Origin of the sequence: Paenibacillus sp. XY044 (assembly GCF_002257645.1) — a bacterium.
Taxonomy (GTDB): domain Bacteria; phylum Bacillota; class Bacilli; order Paenibacillales; family Paenibacillaceae; genus Paenibacillus_AQ.
Window position 1 is genome coordinate 313,480 of record NZ_NQMO01000003.1, and the last position, 15,771, is coordinate 329,250.

The window sequence follows — 15,771 nt, forward strand, 5'->3', positions numbered from 1 at the left end:
CGCTATCCCTCCCTTGAGCTAATCTGCACCAATGACAGAGGCTCCCTAATTAGGGGAATTATAGGCAGGTGGTGGAACGCATGTCAAGGATAACGGCGAAAATAAATCCTGGAAATGAAAAGAAGGCTGGGCATCCGAATCGGACACTCAGCCTTCTGTATAGAATTAATACGCCTGTTCAACCTCAACATCAACATGCGCCGTGATCTCTTCATCCAAATCCAGCGTCACCTGTTCGCGGTAAGCCCGGATGTTATATTCGCTGTAGAGGTAGCGGAGGATGGCTTCAATCATGTTGGACTCGACCAAAAACTGGCTCCGTCCCTGCGCCCAAACCTCAGCGGAATAACCCGTTTCCTCATCCCAGCTGAGCTCCACCTGCACATCCGTCGGACGAACCTGCTTGCGCTCGGCGATATGAAGACAGATCGCGTTCACGATTTCATCCATGGTCAGAATCAACATGATTAGTACCGTCCGTCATTTGGATTCGGTCGCTTCCGGTTGCGGAACGCTCTGTACCCGGCCCGGATGAGCGAGAAGAGAACGTAGATGGCCAGCAGGTTGATGATCAATCCGAAGAAATCACCCATGAATCCCATGTTGCTGAACATGCCGCCGAACAGAAGTCCGGCCAATCCGCCGATCATAAGTCCCTTCATGAAGCTGCCGCCGCTGAAAAAGCCGCGTTTTGCCGTTGTGCCGGCCGTGCTCGAGGTGTTATTGGTCGACTTTTTGACATTGCTGTTCGGCGTCGACTTGCTCGGCGTGTTCGTGTAGGATCTTGTGCCGGATTTAAATCCGCCGCCTGCACGTCTGGCGTCCGCGTTATCCGGTACGGTAACGGCGAAGAAGAACGTAAACGCCAATGCAATCAGCATCCACTTCTGCAATGATTTTTTCATGGTTTGAAATATACCTCCCTGAGAATGGTCAAAGCATGTCTATCTGATAATACATTACGTACCAAATGTCTTAAGGTTTCAAAATTAATTAAATTAATTTTTGCCGAAAATAGATGAATGATGCCTGATGCTTAAGTGTTACGAATTGACTAATGACGGAGGATCGGAATACTCGCATTCTCTCAATATGCCCAGAACCCAGTTGCACCATTCCAAACCGGCTGCAGCATTAAAGATACCTTTCTGGATCAGCATGTAATCGTAAAATTCCCGGGTTCCGAATTTCTTATGTTCCTCCGTAACCTTGCCCTGCATCGATTGGAAAGATTCCAGCCGGCGGATGAAGTAGGATTTGCGGGTTTCCACGATATCGATTGCGTTATCCCTGTCGGTCATCCACATACAGAAGGTCTTCATCGATAATTCGTCGCGGGTTATCGGATCGGGAAGCGGTTTGTACATCCATTCCTTGAGCTTGCGGATGCCGCTGTCCGTAATGGAATATACCTTTTTATCCGGCTTGTCGCATTGCTTCACCCATTGGGAACTCAGCAGCTCGTTCTCCTCCATTTGCGCCAGCAGCGGATAGATTTGGCTGTGCTTGGCCTGCCAGAACGGCTGAATCTTGAGCATCACGTCATATCCTGATCCGGGTCCCCGTGCAAGGAAAGCTAGTAGTCCATAGGAAAGTGTATTCATTAGCATATCTCCTATACGTGAGATGTTCTTTTCATCCAAAGTGTACACTTAAACTGTATGGTTTTCAACCTGAGGTCATGACTGGAAAGCGCTGATCGGCAGGAATAAAATGTGTGAAATACAGCTAACAAAGGGAGATCGAGCTTGAGGAGAAGGGACGGTGCAGGGATCTTGCATGTTGTTCACAAAATAGAAAAACACGGATGGTCTTCATCCGTGTTTCATCAATCCAAGCGTATTCTATTGATCGTAACCGTCAACAACCAGATCGAGATGGCCCGTTTTCGGATCGATGACCATGCCGTGAACGCTGCAGCCCGGCGGGAGAAGCGGGTGATTTTTGATCAAGCCCACGGTTCCTTTCACGCCATCCTGAACGTTATCGAATCCGCGCAGCCACTCGTTCAGCTTGATGCCGGAGTTCTCCAGCGTAGACAGCACCTCATCGGTGATGCCGCGCTCCTTCATGTGCTGGATCATTTGATCCGCGTTGAGCGCCGCCATGCCGCAGTCCAAATGCCCGACGACGATGACCTCGTCAGCTTTCAGTTCATACAAAGCGACGAGGACGCTACGCATGACGCTTCCGAATGGATGCGAGATGATCGCTCCGGCGTTTTTGATAAGCTTCACGTCGCCGTTGCGGACGTTCATCGCTTTAGGCAGCAGCTCTACCAGCCGCGTATCCATACAGGTGACGATGACGAGCTTTTTCTCGGGAAACTTGCCGGTGATGTATTTTTCGTACTCTTTATCTTCTACAAACTGCTGGTTGAACTCCAAAATCTGCGAAACGGTTGTCATAATGAATTGCTCCTTCCATAGTTGGGTAATGATGCAATGATGTAAGGCGTCAACGCTTATCCACTAGCCTGATATTTTGACCGTACAGCTGGCCGTCCCCGGTAAGCCGGAACGATGGATCGTTTTTTTCGGAGTCAAGGTATAAATGCTCTTCGAAAAAAACCGCCTGCAGGCGGTGAATAACGAAATGCAGACGATTACTCTGTATTTCCAAATCGTCGGTTTCTTTGGCGGAAACGATCCAAAGCGCCGGCAGCCCGTTAACGCCGCAGCCGCAGCCTTCGGAATCGTAGGCAAGCCGGATGATGGCCGACTCCGAGCCGGCAAGCGTCTCAATATACGTTTTGGCGGTTTCGGTAACTTGGATATCCACGGCAGGTTTCAGGCTCCTTCCCTATGTAAAAAGGATAATAGCGTCTATTAAATATTGATTATACTTTCCAGTAAAAGTATCATCAAGAAGGAAGAAAAAATTCGGCGTGAGGTGAACCTAATAATGGAAAAAGAAGCAAAAGCGACATTGGACTCCTTTCTCGGTCTGGTCCGCAAAATCAGAAGCTATGACGAAGCCATCAGCTTGATGCATTGGGACTTGCGGACGGGGGCACCTCGTAAAGGAGCGGAGCAGCGTTCCGAAGTGATCGGGATGCTGTCGGCGGAAGATTTTAGACTCAGAATTTCGGATGAGATGGGCTCTTATCTGGAGGAATTGACTCGTCCTGACATCTATGCGGGGCTGGACGATATTTCCAGAAGAATCGTTGACGAATGTAAAAAAGAATATGACGAGAACAAGAGCATTCCCGCGGAGAAATTTCAGGAATTTATGGTGCTGTCGTCCCATTCCCAAACGATCTGGGAGGAAGCGAAGGCGAAGAGCGATTTTGCCTTGCTCGAGCCAAACTTGACGAAGCTGGTGGGCATCCTGAAGGAATTCATCGGATATTGGGGCGTCAAGGGAACGCCTTATGATACACTGCTGGACAGATATGAGCCGGATATGACGGTTGATAAGCTGGACCAGGTGTTCAGCAGGCTGCGTGACCGGCTCGTGCCGCTGGTGGAGGCGATCGCGGCATCCCCAAACAAACCGGATACAACTTTCCTGGACCAGCTGTTCGAGCAGGAGCAGCAGGCGAAGCTCAGCCATTTCATTTTGGGGGAGATGGGCTACGATTTCGAGGCGGGACGTCTGGACGAGAGCGTGCACCCATTTGCGACGGGCCTGAACCCGGGAGACGTTCGGATTACGACCCATTATATTCAGGACGACGTGACCAGCGCGCTGTTCAGCTCCCTTCATGAAGGGGGCCATGCCCTATACGAGCAAAACGTAAGCAAGGAGCTGGCCGGAACGCCGCTCGCCCAGGGGACGTCGATGGGCATTCACGAGTCGCAGTCTCGTCTGTGGGAAAATATGATCGGACGCAGCCGCGCCTTCTGGGAACGCTACTACGCCGAAGTGCAGCAGCATTTCCCGCAGCAGCTGAAAGACGTGCAGCTGGATGATTTCTACCGGGCCGTAAACCGCGTGGAAAACTCCTTGATCCGGATCGAATCCGACGAGCTGACGTATAACCTGCACATCATTATCCGCTATGAAATCGAGAAGATGCTGTTTAACGAAGGGCTTGAGGTTAAGGATCTGCCTAAGGTCTGGAACGAGAAATACGAGCAGTACCTCGGCATAACGCCGCCAAGCGACAGCCTGGGTGTCCTTCAGGACGTGCACTGGTCCGGCGGGGATTTCGGTTACTTTGCCTCCTATTCCCTAGGCAACATGTACGCTGCGCAAATCATGAACACGCTGCGCAAGGAGATGCCTGAGCTGGATCAGCATATTAAGGAAGGCAAACTGGCTCCGATCCGCGAATGGCTCATTGAGAAAATTTACCGCTATGGCAAGAGCCGCAAGCCCTCTGAGATCATTCTGCAGGTGACCGGAGAAGAGCTGAACCCGGATTATTTGGCCGATTACCTGGAAACCAAATACAAAGAAATTTATCAATTGTAATTTTGCACTGGAGCGTTTAACCGAAGATCTAACCATACATGCGCTACGTTAGACGCTGAAGCACCTCTGTCACTTCCATAAAGGAGCCCCACGGCTCCCGAGGAAATGGCAGGGGTGTTTTTTTCGCCCGGGCCATGTTTAACCCTTTGCTGGGCGCATGCATAAGATGGCATATGGCTGGAACGCGAAGAAGGATGGAGGACAATGACAATGAGAAAGGGAAAACGTGGATTCGCCCTGGTGCTTGCGGCGGTTCTCCTTTGCGCAGCCGTGCTGTCCGGTTGCTCCGGAAGCAAAGGCGACGTGAAGGTCAAAATCGGCGAAGTGACGCGCTCGGTATTTTACGCACCGGAGTATGTGGCGCTTGGGAAAGGTTTTTTTAAGGAAGAAGGACTGGATGTGGAGCTGCAAACGATTCCCGGTGGGGATAAGACGATGACCGCGCTGCTCTCGGGTGCCATCGATGTGGCCCTGGTGGGATCCGAGACGTCGATTTACGTATATCAGCAGGGATCGGACGATCCGGTGATCAACTTCGGACAGGTGACGCAGACGGACGGCACGTTCCTCGTATCGAGACAGGATGAGGGTGAGTTGGACTGGAATCAGCTGAAAGGGAAAACCTTTCTCGGGCAGCGCAAAGGCGGCATGCCGCAGATGGCCGGTGAGTTTACGCTGAGAAAGCATGGCATCGATCCGCATCAGGATCTGAACCTGATCCAAAACATCGATTTTGCTAATATCGCTTCGGCGTATCTGTCCGGCACGGGCGAATACGTGCAGCTGTTTGAGCCGCAGGCCTCGATTTTTGAAAAAGAAGGCAAAGGGCATGTCGTCGCCTCATTCGGGGTAGAGAGCGGACATTTGCCCTATACGGTCTTTATGAGCAAGCAGAGCTATATCAAGAAAAATGCGGAAACCGTCCAGAAATTTACGAACGCGCTCCAAAAGGCGCAAAATTGGGTGCAGCAGCATACTCCCGAGGAGATCGCTGACGTCATTCTTCCTTATTTCAAGGACACCGACAAGGATATTGTCGTGTCGTCGGTCAAACGGTATAAGGATCAGGGGACTTATGCCACAGATCCCGTCGTGGATGAGACGGAGTGGAACAACCTGCTGGATGTCATGGATCAGGCGGGTGAACTGAAGGAGAAGGTGCCTGCCTCCGCCATCGTAGACAACAGTTTTGCCGAAAAGGCCAAATCGTCCGTGAAATAAAATTTAGAAAGGAGATCGTGCGCATGGAGCCGGTAGTCGAACTTAAAAATTTGACGCATGTATATGTCAATGACAGAGAAGCTTCGCTGGCTGTCGAAGGACTCAATCTGGCGGTGAATCCCGGGGAGTTCATCAGCCTGGTCGGACCGAGCGGATGCGGAAAAACGACGATTCTGTCCATGATCGCCGGGCTCTTGCCTCCGACGAAGGGCGAGGTGCTCGTGTATGGACGGAAGGTGGAGGGGCCTTCGCCGGATGTCGGGTATATGCTGCAGCAGGATTATTTGTTTCCTTGGCGCACGATCCTTCAAAACGCGGCCATCGGGCTCGAGGTGACGGGGCGCCTGCAGCGGGAATCGATGGCGAATCTGACGCAGCTGCTTGACGAAATGGGATTGGTAGGAACGGGCAGCTCATACCCGCAGCATCTGTCGGGTGGAATGAGGCAGCGGGTTGCACTGGTACGGACGCTGTCGACCGACCCGGGGTTACTCCTGCTCGACGAGCCCTTCTCAGCCCTTGACTATCAGACCAAGCTGCAGCTTGAAGATTTGATTGCCGGAACGCTGAGAGAGAAGAAAAAGACGGCGATTCTGGTCACGCATGACTTATCCGAGGCGGTGGCCGTCAGCGACCGGGTCATTCTGCTCGGCAAAAATCCGGGCCGAATCCGCCGAACCTTTGAGGTACCCGGGCATATACGGGATACGCAGCCTTTCTACGCCAGAAAGGAGGAAGGTTTCAATGAATTGTTTCATGAAATCTGGCGCGAGATGGAGTCGGAGGAAGACTGATCAATGTAAGAAAGGAGGCGGCGCGTGTGAACAGCGTGCTTAGATCGGATGAAGTAATCCGGCGAGACCGGAATTCCGGTCTCGATGCTCTGCATCAAGATCATTTGCGCCGCCGGCGCAAGCAGCGGACGCAGGTACTGTCCGTGCAGATGGCCATTCTTGTGCTGTTCTTTGCCTTGTGGGAAGTTGCCGGACGTTTGAAATGGATCGACGTGCTGTTGTTCAGCTATCCGAGCAAAGTGTTCGCGCAAATTTGGAAGGATGCGGTCAGCGGCGAGCTATGGGGACATTTGGGCGTAACGGTGGGCGAGACGGTCGTCGGATTTTTGCTGGGAACGATTGTGGGGACGCTGCTGGCTGTTCTGATCTGGTGGTCGCCGTTTCTTTCAAAAGTACTGGATCCGTATATGGTCGTATTCAACAGCATGCCGAAAGTGGCGCTCGGTCCGATCTTCATCGTGATGTTCGGCGCAGGCTTTATGGCCATTACCATTACGACGCTGTCGATTACCGTTATTGTGACAACGCTGGTCGTTTATAACGCATTTAAGGAAGTGGACCCGAATCTGGTCAAGGTTGTCCGCACGTTTGGCGGAACCCGCAGGCAAATATTCAACCAAGTCATTCTCCCGGCATCGTTCCCGACGATCATTTCCACGCTGAAAGTTAATGTAGGCATGGCATGGGTCGGCGTGATCGTCGGCGAGTTTCTTGTCGCAAAAATGGGGCTCGGCTATTTGATCATATACGGATTTCAGGTATTCAACTTTACGCTGGTACTTGCCAGCCTGATTATTATCGCGGTCGTCGCCACCGCCATGTACCAGCTGGTCGTTTATATCGAAAGAAAGCTGCTTGCGCATCGGCAGTAGGGAGCGGCCTGGAGTGGCCGGTACTGCGGAGACGGGACAGGGAAGGCATGCAACGGACTTTGTCGTTATTCCAGGGAGCCTTCGCCCTTTCCCGAACCGCAGCATGACCAGTGTTTGATTAACATTGAATGTATTTCTGAAAATTTCATAACCATGTCACGTTGTGTGAACCATCAAAATCAAGTACCATGAAATACGTCAACATGTATAGAGAGAGGCGGTTTCATGGGTTTTCGTATTATTAAAACGGCTATTGCAACGCTGATGGCAATTCTGATCTCGGATGCCTGCGGCGTGACTGGACCGCTGTCTGCGGGCATTTTGGCCGTGCTTGGGGTCGATGTTACGCGAAAAAGGAGCCTGAAGACGGTGTCTGCGCGCTTTTTCGCCTCGCTGCTGGGACTGTTTTTTGCCTGCATTTTATTTGAGCTGCTGGGATTCCATTACTGGGTGCTCGCGATTTATATTCTGATCGCCTTTCCGGCCATCACCCGCGCAAACTTTAAGGAAGGTATCGTTACAAGCTCGGTCGTGGTGTTCCGGGTCTTTGGCAGCGCGGAAGTCAGCACGGAAGTCATCGTGACGCAGATTGAACTGCTCGTGATCGGACTTGGCTCGGCCATGCTCGTCAATATGGTGTACATGCCCAGGACATCTGAGCAGATGACGACGATTCGCAAACGGGTGGATGAGCAGTTTTCGAAAATTTTCAGACAGATTGCACTGACTCTTCGTGACCCTTCCTACGTATGGGACGGGCATGAGCTCATAGCCGCAGGAAAAGCGATTCAGAGCGGCAAGGAAGCTGCGAGCCGGGAGATGGAGAACCAGGTGCTGCATCCCGACGAGTCGTGGACCATCTATTTTTATATGAGAAAAGAGCAGCTGGAGTCGATCCAAAATATGCTGCAGCTCATTTCCCACGTATTTCAGAAGCTGCCTCAGGCCGATGACGTAGCCGAGCTGTTCGAACAGCTCAGCCGGGATGTCACGGAGGAAAACTACACGGGGCGCACGGAGAAGCTGCTGATTGCCCTCGAGAAGGAATTTAAAGAAATGGAGCTTCCGGGGACGCGGGAGGAGTTTGAAGTCAGGTCGGCCATTCTGCAGCTGATCCGCGAGCTCGGACAATATTTGAAAATCGCCAAAAAGAATAAAACACCGGCGCCGGGCAAGATCCGGAAAAGCTCCGAGATGTCCTGATGCACTAAAAACCTTGGCTGCCGCCAAGGTTTTTTTATACAATGAAAGCCGCATAAAATAGATTAACCAGAGGATTCCAGACTAGATTAACAGGGCCGTAAAATCCCGGCCAGACAAGGAATTGCCGGATGCCGGTCATAGCATTATTCCTATTCTAGCCGGGTCGCCAGAATAATATTTCATTCATTTATGCTCGTTTAATCAACAAATGCCTATGTCCTGCATACACTTAAGTGAATGATTGTATGGAGGAGGTTCAAAGATGTCATTAAGTGATAAACATCAATGTAGAGAGATCATCACGAAAGCGATCTGCGGCAAGGGTCGTAAGTTCTCTACCGTAACACATACCGTGACTCCGCCTCATAATCCTACCAGTATTTTAGGGGCATGGATTATAAACCATCAGTACGAAGCGGTTGCCGCAGGCGACGGAATTGAAGTTATTGGTACTTACGATATCAACATCTGGTATTCCTATGACAAAAACTCCCAAACCGACGTCGGCAAAGAAACGGTATCTTATGTAGAATTCGTTCCGCTGTCTTACCTGGATCCGAAACACCGGGCTTCAACCGTCGAAGTCTCTGCGGAGGCCACGCAGGAGCCGAGCTGCGTTGAAGCTAGTGTCTCTTCGGGAGGCGGCAATGTCATCATTCGCGTGGAGCGGGAATTCGCGGTCGAGCTCGTCGCCGAGACCAAGGTGCGCGTATTGGTGTGCAGCCGCGGCCATGGCGACTATGACGACAAAGAGTTCGAGTTCGCCAGCGATGATGGGGACTATGAGGATCTCGACCCCGATTCACTTGAAGATGAGCTGTAAATCGTAGAGCAAGGAAAAGAGGTATGATGTACTATATGCCGGGAGAGCGGCGGCGAAGAGGGCGGATGCCCTCCTTTTTTTATTTTATTTTCTAAGATGAAGGGGAGATAAGGGTGACAGAAGTGGAAAAAGCAGCCCGCTATGCCGGATGGCCCGACCGGATCAAGCATGCCCGCCTGGTCCGATCCGGCATCAGCTCCCTTCTGCTGCCGGAAGAGGACCCTGCTGGCGAGGAGTCCGCGCGTTACCGGCGAAGATACGCCGTAAACGTCACTTGCCTGCAGGCCGTTGACTTGAAACGTGTCGAAGGAAGCGCAGACGGCTTCCGTGTTCCCGTAGGTTCGGCCCATGGAGGTGGTGCACCACTCATTGGCCTGTATGCCCGCCTGGAGAAGGCGGCGGTGCGGGCCCTTTATACGCTTGGTCTGGACGCAGGTGAAGTCGTGCTGGCGTCCTGTGGGGAGCGGAAATACGGGGTCGAGCGCGTCACGCCTTCCCCCGGAGTGAAAGATCCGCGAATCAGGGCGCGCTATGACCGGGCGGAGGCGGAGCTTGCCCGCCGGCTGCGACGGGAAGAGGAGGAAGAAATCCATCTCGTGATGGGCATGGATCCGGAGTTTGTGCTTGTGGATGCGGGCAGCAACGAAATGGTTCCCGCCTCCCGGTTTTTGGACCGGGAGGGGGAGGTCGGTTGCGATGCCGTTCACGGCGAGGGCTTCACGACCTTCCCCATTGCCGAGCTTCGCCCGGATCCAAGCGGAGACCCCACCGGTCTGCTCAAGCGCCTGATGTTCACGATGCAGGTTGCCGGCCGGATGATCGGGGACCGGTCGCTCATCTGGCAGGCGGGGGGCATGCCCAGACCGGGTTTGCCGCTCGGCGGGCATCTGCATTTCAGCGGCGTCGTGCTTACCCCGGAGCTGCTGCGGGCGCTGGATAACTACTTAACGCTGCCCGTCTCGCTGCTCGAAGACGAGAGCAGCCGGTCGCGGCGGCCCAAATACGGATATTTGGGCGACTTTCGCCGCCAGCCGCACGGCGGTTTCGAATACCGCACGCTGCCGAGCTTTCTCGTATCTCCCCTGCTGGCCAAAGGGGTGGTGTACCTCTCGTATTTGATCGTCAGCCATTATAGAGAGCTGCGGATGCGGCCTCTGGACGCGAGCGAGCGAATCCATCGGGCGTATTACCAGGGAGACCGCGAGGTGCTGAAGACAGCCGTTCAGCCGCTGCTCGGAGAGATCAGGCAGCTGCCGAATTACGGCAATTACGCCGGCTCCATCGAGCCGCTGCTGGCGCATATCGAGCGGGGAACGACGTGGAACGAGAGCAGGGATATCAGGCCGCTGTGGAACATTCCGGTCGAACCTTGATTCCCGCCCACTTACTTTCTGTTATAATAGGGCGTGAGCACAAGTGAAGTCTGGAGGTACCTCATGGCCAAGTATACGCCAATGATTGAACAATATTTGGAAATCAAGCAGCAAGCCCAGGATGCATTTTTGTTTTTCCGCCTGGGCGATTTTTACGAAATGTTCTTCGAGGACGCCCTAAAGGCCTCCCGGGAACTGGAAATTACGCTGACCGGCCGGGAAGGCGGAGGGGACGAGAAAATCCCGATGTGCGGGGTTCCCTACCATTCGGCTGAGAGTTACATACAGCGGCTGATCGAGAAGGGCTACAAGGTTGCCATTTGCGAACAGCTGGAAGACCCGTCAGTGACCAAAGGTATGGTCAAGCGCGGCATCGTCCGCGTCGTAACGCCGGGGACCATCATGGAAGGTAAAAACATCGCCGACAAATCCAACAACTATTTGGTGTGCGTAACCGAGACCGACCGGATGATGTCACTGGCGGCCTGCGATCTGTCGACTGGCGAGCTGTACGTGACTTCCATGTCGGCATCGGTGGAATGGCTGCGCGACGAAATCGGCATCTACGAACCGGTGGAAGTGATCGGCGATGCGAAGATGGTGGATTTGATCAAGGCCGAGCAGCTCCAATGGAGCCGGCCTGTCGTCTACACGCCATGGGAGAAGCGGGAGGAGCAGACGGTCCGGGCGCAGTTCGGCGAATCGGCCTGGGCCCGGCTAGATCCGGAGCGCCAGGCATGCGTCGCCGTGCTCATCTCGTATCTAAGTGAGACTCAGCGGCGTTCGCTCGGCCAGCTGACGCAAATTTCACCTTATGAGCCGGGCCATTACATGATTCTCGATCCGTTTACGCGGCGGAACCTGGAGCTGGTGGAGACGGTGCGCGACCGATCCAAGAAAGGATCGCTGCTCTGGCTGCTGGACCGGACCGAAACATCGATGGGGGCCCGGCTGCTGCGCAGATGGATCGACAAGCCCCTTTTGCACCGGGGACCGATCGAAGAGCGCCTGGAAGCTGTAGAACATCTCTACAACCAGTTTATTCTGCGGGAAGATCTGCGGGCTGCGCTTAAAGATATTTACGACCTGGAGCGGCTGGTCGCGCGAATCGCCTTCGGCAATGCGAACGGGCGGGATCTGAACGCCCTCAAGCTGTCGCTGGCGCAAATTCCTTCCTTGAAGGAACTGTGCGCATCGTCGGCTTCTTCCACCCTGCAGAAGCTAGCGGCGGAGATGGACGAATGCCGGGATCTTTATGAAGCGATCGAAGCGGCAATCGTCGACGATCCGCCCGTATCCGTGCGGGACGGAGGCTTGATCAAGCCGGGATATCACGATTACCTGGACGAGCTGCGGGAAGCCAGCGTGAACGGCAAACGCTGGATTGCCGAGCTCGAGGCCAAGGAACGTGAAGCGACGGGCATCCGCTCGCTGAAGGTCGGATTCAATAAAGTGTTCGGATATTATATTGAAGTGACCAAATCGAATCTGGGCACCCTGCCGGAAGGCCGGTACGAACGGAAGCAGACGCTGGCCAATGCCGAGCGGTTCGTGACGCCGGAATTGAAGGAGAAAGAGGGGCTCATTCTGGAAGCCCAGGAGAAAATGGTGGACCTGGAATACTCCCTCTTCAGCGGACTGAGGGACAGGTTGAGCGGGGAAATTCCGCGGCTGCAGGCACTGGCCGAGAAGGTTGCCGTTACTGACGTCTACCAGTCGCTGGCTGCCGTCAGCGCGGAGCAAGGCTTCGTGAAGCCCAAGCTGACCGATGGCTATGACCTGGTCGTAGAGAACGGGCGCCATCCGGTGGTCGAGGCGGTGATGAAGGATGCCTCCTTCATTGCCAACGGGGCCCGGCTGACCCGGGAGGAAGCGGCGATTCTGCTCATTACCGGGCCAAATATGGCCGGAAAGAGCACGTATATGAGGCAGGTGGCGCTCATATCGATCATGGCTCAGATCGGCTGCTTCGTGCCGGCCAAGGCGGCGGAAATTCCGCTCGTGGACCGGATCTTCACCCGGATCGGTGCGGCGGATGACCTGATTGGCGGCCAGAGCACGTTCATGGTGGAAATGGCCGACATCCAGGTCATGACCGAAAAAGCGACGCCGCGGAGCTTGATCATTATCGATGAGCTGGGCCGGGGCACGTCCACCAGCGAAGGCATGGCTATCGCCCAGGCGGTGATCGAGTATGTGCACGATACGATCGGCTGCAAGGCGCTCGTATCGACCCATTTTCACGAGCTGGCGCATTTGGAGGAAAGCCTGCAGCGCCTGCGCAATTACTCCATGGCGGTCCAGGAGAGCGGAGACAAGGTCCACTTCCTGCGGAAGCTGATTTCCGGGCCTGCGGGCAGCAGTTACGGCATCTACTGCGCTAGACTCGCCGGGCTGCCGTCCACCATCATCGGACGGGCATACACGCTGCTGCAGGGCCTGGAGGAGAGCGCGGCTCAGGCGGCAGCAACCGCAGAGGCGACCAAGGCGGAACCGACTGCGCAGCTCAGGGAGCGTATGGACACTACAGGTCAATACCGTCCGCTGGCGGATATAGAAGCTGGCCGCGCCGTACCGGACGCTGGAACTTCCGGGCCGGAGATTGCTCCGGCTGCCGGACAGGCAGCTGGAAGCCCGGCGGAAGTCGTGCAGCTCTCGATATTCGGGGACGAGGACCTGGAGCCGGTGAAGCGGAACGCTGCCGCTCCCGAGCCGCAGCCGATGCATCCGTCGATATCGCAAATCGTGGAATCGGTGAAGAGCGCCGACGTCATGAACATGACGCCGCTGCAGGCCATGCAGCTGCTGAACGAGCTGAAAATGAAGGCAAAGGATCTGTAAATAAGTGGGACAAGGCCTATTGTCCGTTCATATCTTTTTATGAAATGGGGGAACGGTATGGCGAAAATTCGCGTTTTGGACGAGCACATAGCCAACCAGATTGCGGCCGGTGAAGTCGTGGAACGTCCCGCCTCGGTTGTGAAAGAACTGGTGGAGAACGCCATTGATGCCGGAAGCTCTCGGATAGAAGTTACGGTAGAGGAGGGCGGGCTTGAAAGCATCCGCGTGACCGACGACGGCGCGGGTATCGAGCCTGAGGACGTCAGCACCGCCTTTTACCGGCATGCGACGAGCAAAATCGAGAACAGCAGGGATCTGTTCAACATCACGAGCCTCGGATTTCGCGGTGAAGCGCTGCCGAGTATCGCCGCCGTGGCGAAAGTGGAATTAGTCACTTCCAGCACCGATAACGGGCTGGGGCGGCGAATCGTCATCGAAGGCGGCAGGCTCGTCACCGAAGAAGATACGGCGGCGCCGAAGGGAACCGACTTGACGGTTCGGGAGCTTTTCTACAATACGCCGGCGCGGTTGAAATATATGAAGACGATCCAGACGGAGCTGGGGCATATTTCCGATTATATGTACCGCATCGCCCTGTCGCATCCGGATATCGCGATTACGCTGCGGCATAACGGGAATGTGCTGCTGCAGACCGTCGGGAACGGGGATCTGCTCCAGGTCGTGGCTGCCATATACGGCCGGCAGGCCGCTAAGGCGCTGCTGCCGATTCATGCGGAGAACCTGGATTTTACGATCGACGGTTATGTCAGCCGTCCGGATTGGACCCGTTCGAACCGGAACGGGATTTCGATCATCGTCAACGGCCGCTACATCCGCAGCTACGGCTTGAATCAGGCCATTCAGCGCGCATACCATACGCTGCTGCCGATCAATCGCTATCCGCTCGCCGTGCTGGAAGTCAAGATGCATCCTTCCCTGGTGGACGTCAACGTTCATCCGGCTAAGCTGGAAGTACGCTTCAGTAAAGAGCAGGAGCTGTTCCCTTTTGTAGAGACAAGCATCCACCAGGTGCTCCGGCAGGAAGTGCTCATTCCGCAGCCGGTCAAGCAGAGCATCGGCGGTAAGGATAAAGGGTCGTTCATCCAGGAGCAGTTTCATTTCTCCAAAAGCCCGTCCCCGCAGGACGGACCGATGGACGGACCGATGGACGGCCGGGAGGGCCCGCTGCCGCAGGATCCCGGCCCAGACAGTAAAACAGCGACTTCGGAAGCTAATAGCTCTGTTGCTCCGATGAATACACCCGGCAGTCAGCCGGTGAAGTCTCCTTTGACCGCAGGATCTGGAAACGCCGGTACGGGCTTTCCTGAGCTGCGTAACCAGACGCCGGGGCAGCACGCGTATTCCGGCCAGAGCGGCCCGACTACGGGAAGCGTGCAGAAGCCCGGTGAAGCTGCCTATGAGCAGCGGAAGCTTCCATATTCGGCGCGCGAGACGGTCCGCGAAAACGCGGTTCCCGGCTACCGGCTGAACTTGTCGCAGAGCGGCCGGGTATCGCAGAGCTCGAATCCGGCGCTGGCCAGCCGTCTGCTGGCGAGCACGGAGGCTCCGCCCGAAATTCCGCCTTTTCCGGAACTGACGCTGATCGGACAGCATCACGGGACATACCTGATCGCCCAAAACGCGGACGGGCTGTTTCTGATCGACCAGCACGCAGCGCATGAGCGGATCAATTACGAGTATTATTACGAGAAATTCGGACGCCCGGCCGATGCTTCCCAAGAGCTGCTGCTGCCGATAACGCTGGAGTTTACGCCTTCGGAGACGGAGCAGTTGGCGCAGAAACTGCATTGGTTTGAGCAGGTCGGGGTATATTTGGAGCATTTCGGCGGACAGACCTTCCGCGTCGTCTCCCATCCGTACTGGTTCCCCAAAGGTGAGGAGAAAGCACTGATCGAAGAGATGGCCGAATGGGTCCTCAGCGAGCGCAGCATCGATTTGGCCAAGCTCCGCGAGACGTCGTCCATTCTCTGCTCCTGCAAAGCGTCGATCAAGGCGAACCAGAAGCTGACGGAGCACGAAGCGACGACGCTGCTGGACCGCCTGGCGGCATGCAGGCAGCCTTACACCTGCCCTCACGGGCGGCCGATCGTCGTTTCCTTTTCGACCTATGACCTGGAAAAGCTGTTTAAGCGTGTCATGTAACGCGGCAGAGGCAGTTCATCACGGAGCGTGATGGAGAGCGACTGGAAGGGACGGTTCAT

14 protein-coding genes are annotated in these 15,771 nt (G+C 54.8%); 9 read left to right on the forward strand and 5 right to left on the reverse strand.

The window, feature by feature from the left end; genetic code table 11:
* Positions 1-165: 165 nt before the first annotated feature.
* The 5 genes from CJP46_RS15145 to CJP46_RS15165 all read right to left on the reverse strand — a co-directional run bounded on the left by CJP46_RS15145 (position 166) and on the right by CJP46_RS15165 (position 2,781).
* Positions 166-462, reverse strand: a complete 297-nt coding sequence (locus CJP46_RS15145) for a YxcD family protein (protein ID WP_094596886.1) — start codon at positions 460-462, stop codon at positions 166-168.
* 5 nt (positions 463-467) lie between these two features.
* Complete coding sequence (locus tag CJP46_RS15150) at positions 468-905, reverse strand: hypothetical protein (protein WP_094596436.1); 438 nt, start codon at positions 903-905, stop codon at positions 468-470.
* Between the two features lie 138 nt (positions 906-1,043).
* Entirely contained in the window at positions 1,044-1,604 is a 561-nt protein-coding gene (locus tag CJP46_RS15155) for a PadR family transcriptional regulator (RefSeq protein ID WP_094596437.1), read from the reverse strand.
* Between the two features lie 240 nt (positions 1,605-1,844).
* Positions 1,845-2,408 (reverse strand): beta-class carbonic anhydrase, encoded by a 564-nt coding sequence (locus tag CJP46_RS15160; protein WP_094596438.1) that lies wholly within the window; start codon positions 2,406-2,408, stop codon positions 1,845-1,847.
* Positions 2,409-2,457: 49 nt separating this feature from the next.
* Positions 2,458-2,781: an iron-sulfur cluster biosynthesis family protein gene (locus tag CJP46_RS15165; protein ID WP_179281176.1), complete on the reverse strand. Its 324-nt coding sequence runs from the start codon at positions 2,779-2,781 to the stop codon at positions 2,458-2,460.
* A 123-nt stretch (positions 2,782-2,904) separates the two neighbouring features.
* Here CJP46_RS15165 and CJP46_RS15170 point away from each other — a divergent pair, with 123 nt between their 5' ends.
* From CJP46_RS15170 to mutL, 9 genes are all read left to right on the forward strand, one after another.
* Positions 2,905-4,422, forward strand: a complete 1,518-nt coding sequence (locus CJP46_RS15170) for a carboxypeptidase M32 (protein WP_094596440.1) — start codon at positions 2,905-2,907, stop codon at positions 4,420-4,422.
* Positions 4,423-4,632: 210 nt separating this feature from the next.
* Complete coding sequence (locus CJP46_RS15175) at positions 4,633-5,643, forward strand: ABC transporter substrate-binding protein (RefSeq protein WP_094596441.1); 1,011 nt, start codon at positions 4,633-4,635, stop codon at positions 5,641-5,643.
* 23 nt (positions 5,644-5,666) lie between these two features.
* A complete protein-coding gene (locus tag CJP46_RS15180) occupies positions 5,667-6,437 on the forward strand; it encodes an ABC transporter ATP-binding protein (protein WP_094596442.1) in 771 nt (256 codons plus the stop codon).
* An 89-nt stretch (positions 6,438-6,526) separates the two neighbouring features.
* Complete coding sequence (locus tag CJP46_RS15185; protein ID WP_373558007.1) at positions 6,527-7,309, forward strand: ABC transporter permease; 783 nt, start codon at positions 6,527-6,529, stop codon at positions 7,307-7,309.
* Positions 7,310-7,534: 225 nt separating this feature from the next.
* Positions 7,535-8,512, forward strand: a complete 978-nt coding sequence (locus CJP46_RS15190; protein ID WP_094596443.1) for an aromatic acid exporter family protein — start codon at positions 7,535-7,537, stop codon at positions 8,510-8,512.
* A gap of 262 nt (positions 8,513-8,774) precedes the next feature.
* Positions 8,775-9,335: an outer spore coat protein CotE gene (locus CJP46_RS15195; RefSeq protein WP_094596444.1), complete on the forward strand. Its 561-nt coding sequence runs from the start codon at positions 8,775-8,777 to the stop codon at positions 9,333-9,335.
* A gap of 113 nt (positions 9,336-9,448) precedes the next feature.
* Positions 9,449-10,708 carry a putative amidoligase domain-containing protein gene (locus CJP46_RS15200; RefSeq protein ID WP_094596445.1) on the forward strand — a complete coding sequence of 420 codons (1,260 nt, stop codon included), beginning with the start codon at positions 9,449-9,451 and terminating at the stop codon, positions 10,706-10,708.
* Positions 10,709-10,771: 63 nt separating this feature from the next.
* A complete protein-coding gene (mutS, locus tag CJP46_RS15205; protein ID WP_094596446.1) occupies positions 10,772-13,549 on the forward strand; it encodes a DNA mismatch repair protein MutS in 2,778 nt (925 codons plus the stop codon).
* A 57-nt stretch (positions 13,550-13,606) separates the two neighbouring features.
* Positions 13,607-15,712, forward strand: coding sequence for a DNA mismatch repair endonuclease MutL (mutL, locus tag CJP46_RS15210; RefSeq protein ID WP_094596447.1), 2,106 nt, complete (start codon positions 13,607-13,609; stop codon positions 15,710-15,712).
* The last annotated feature ends 59 nt before the right edge of the window (positions 15,713-15,771 follow it).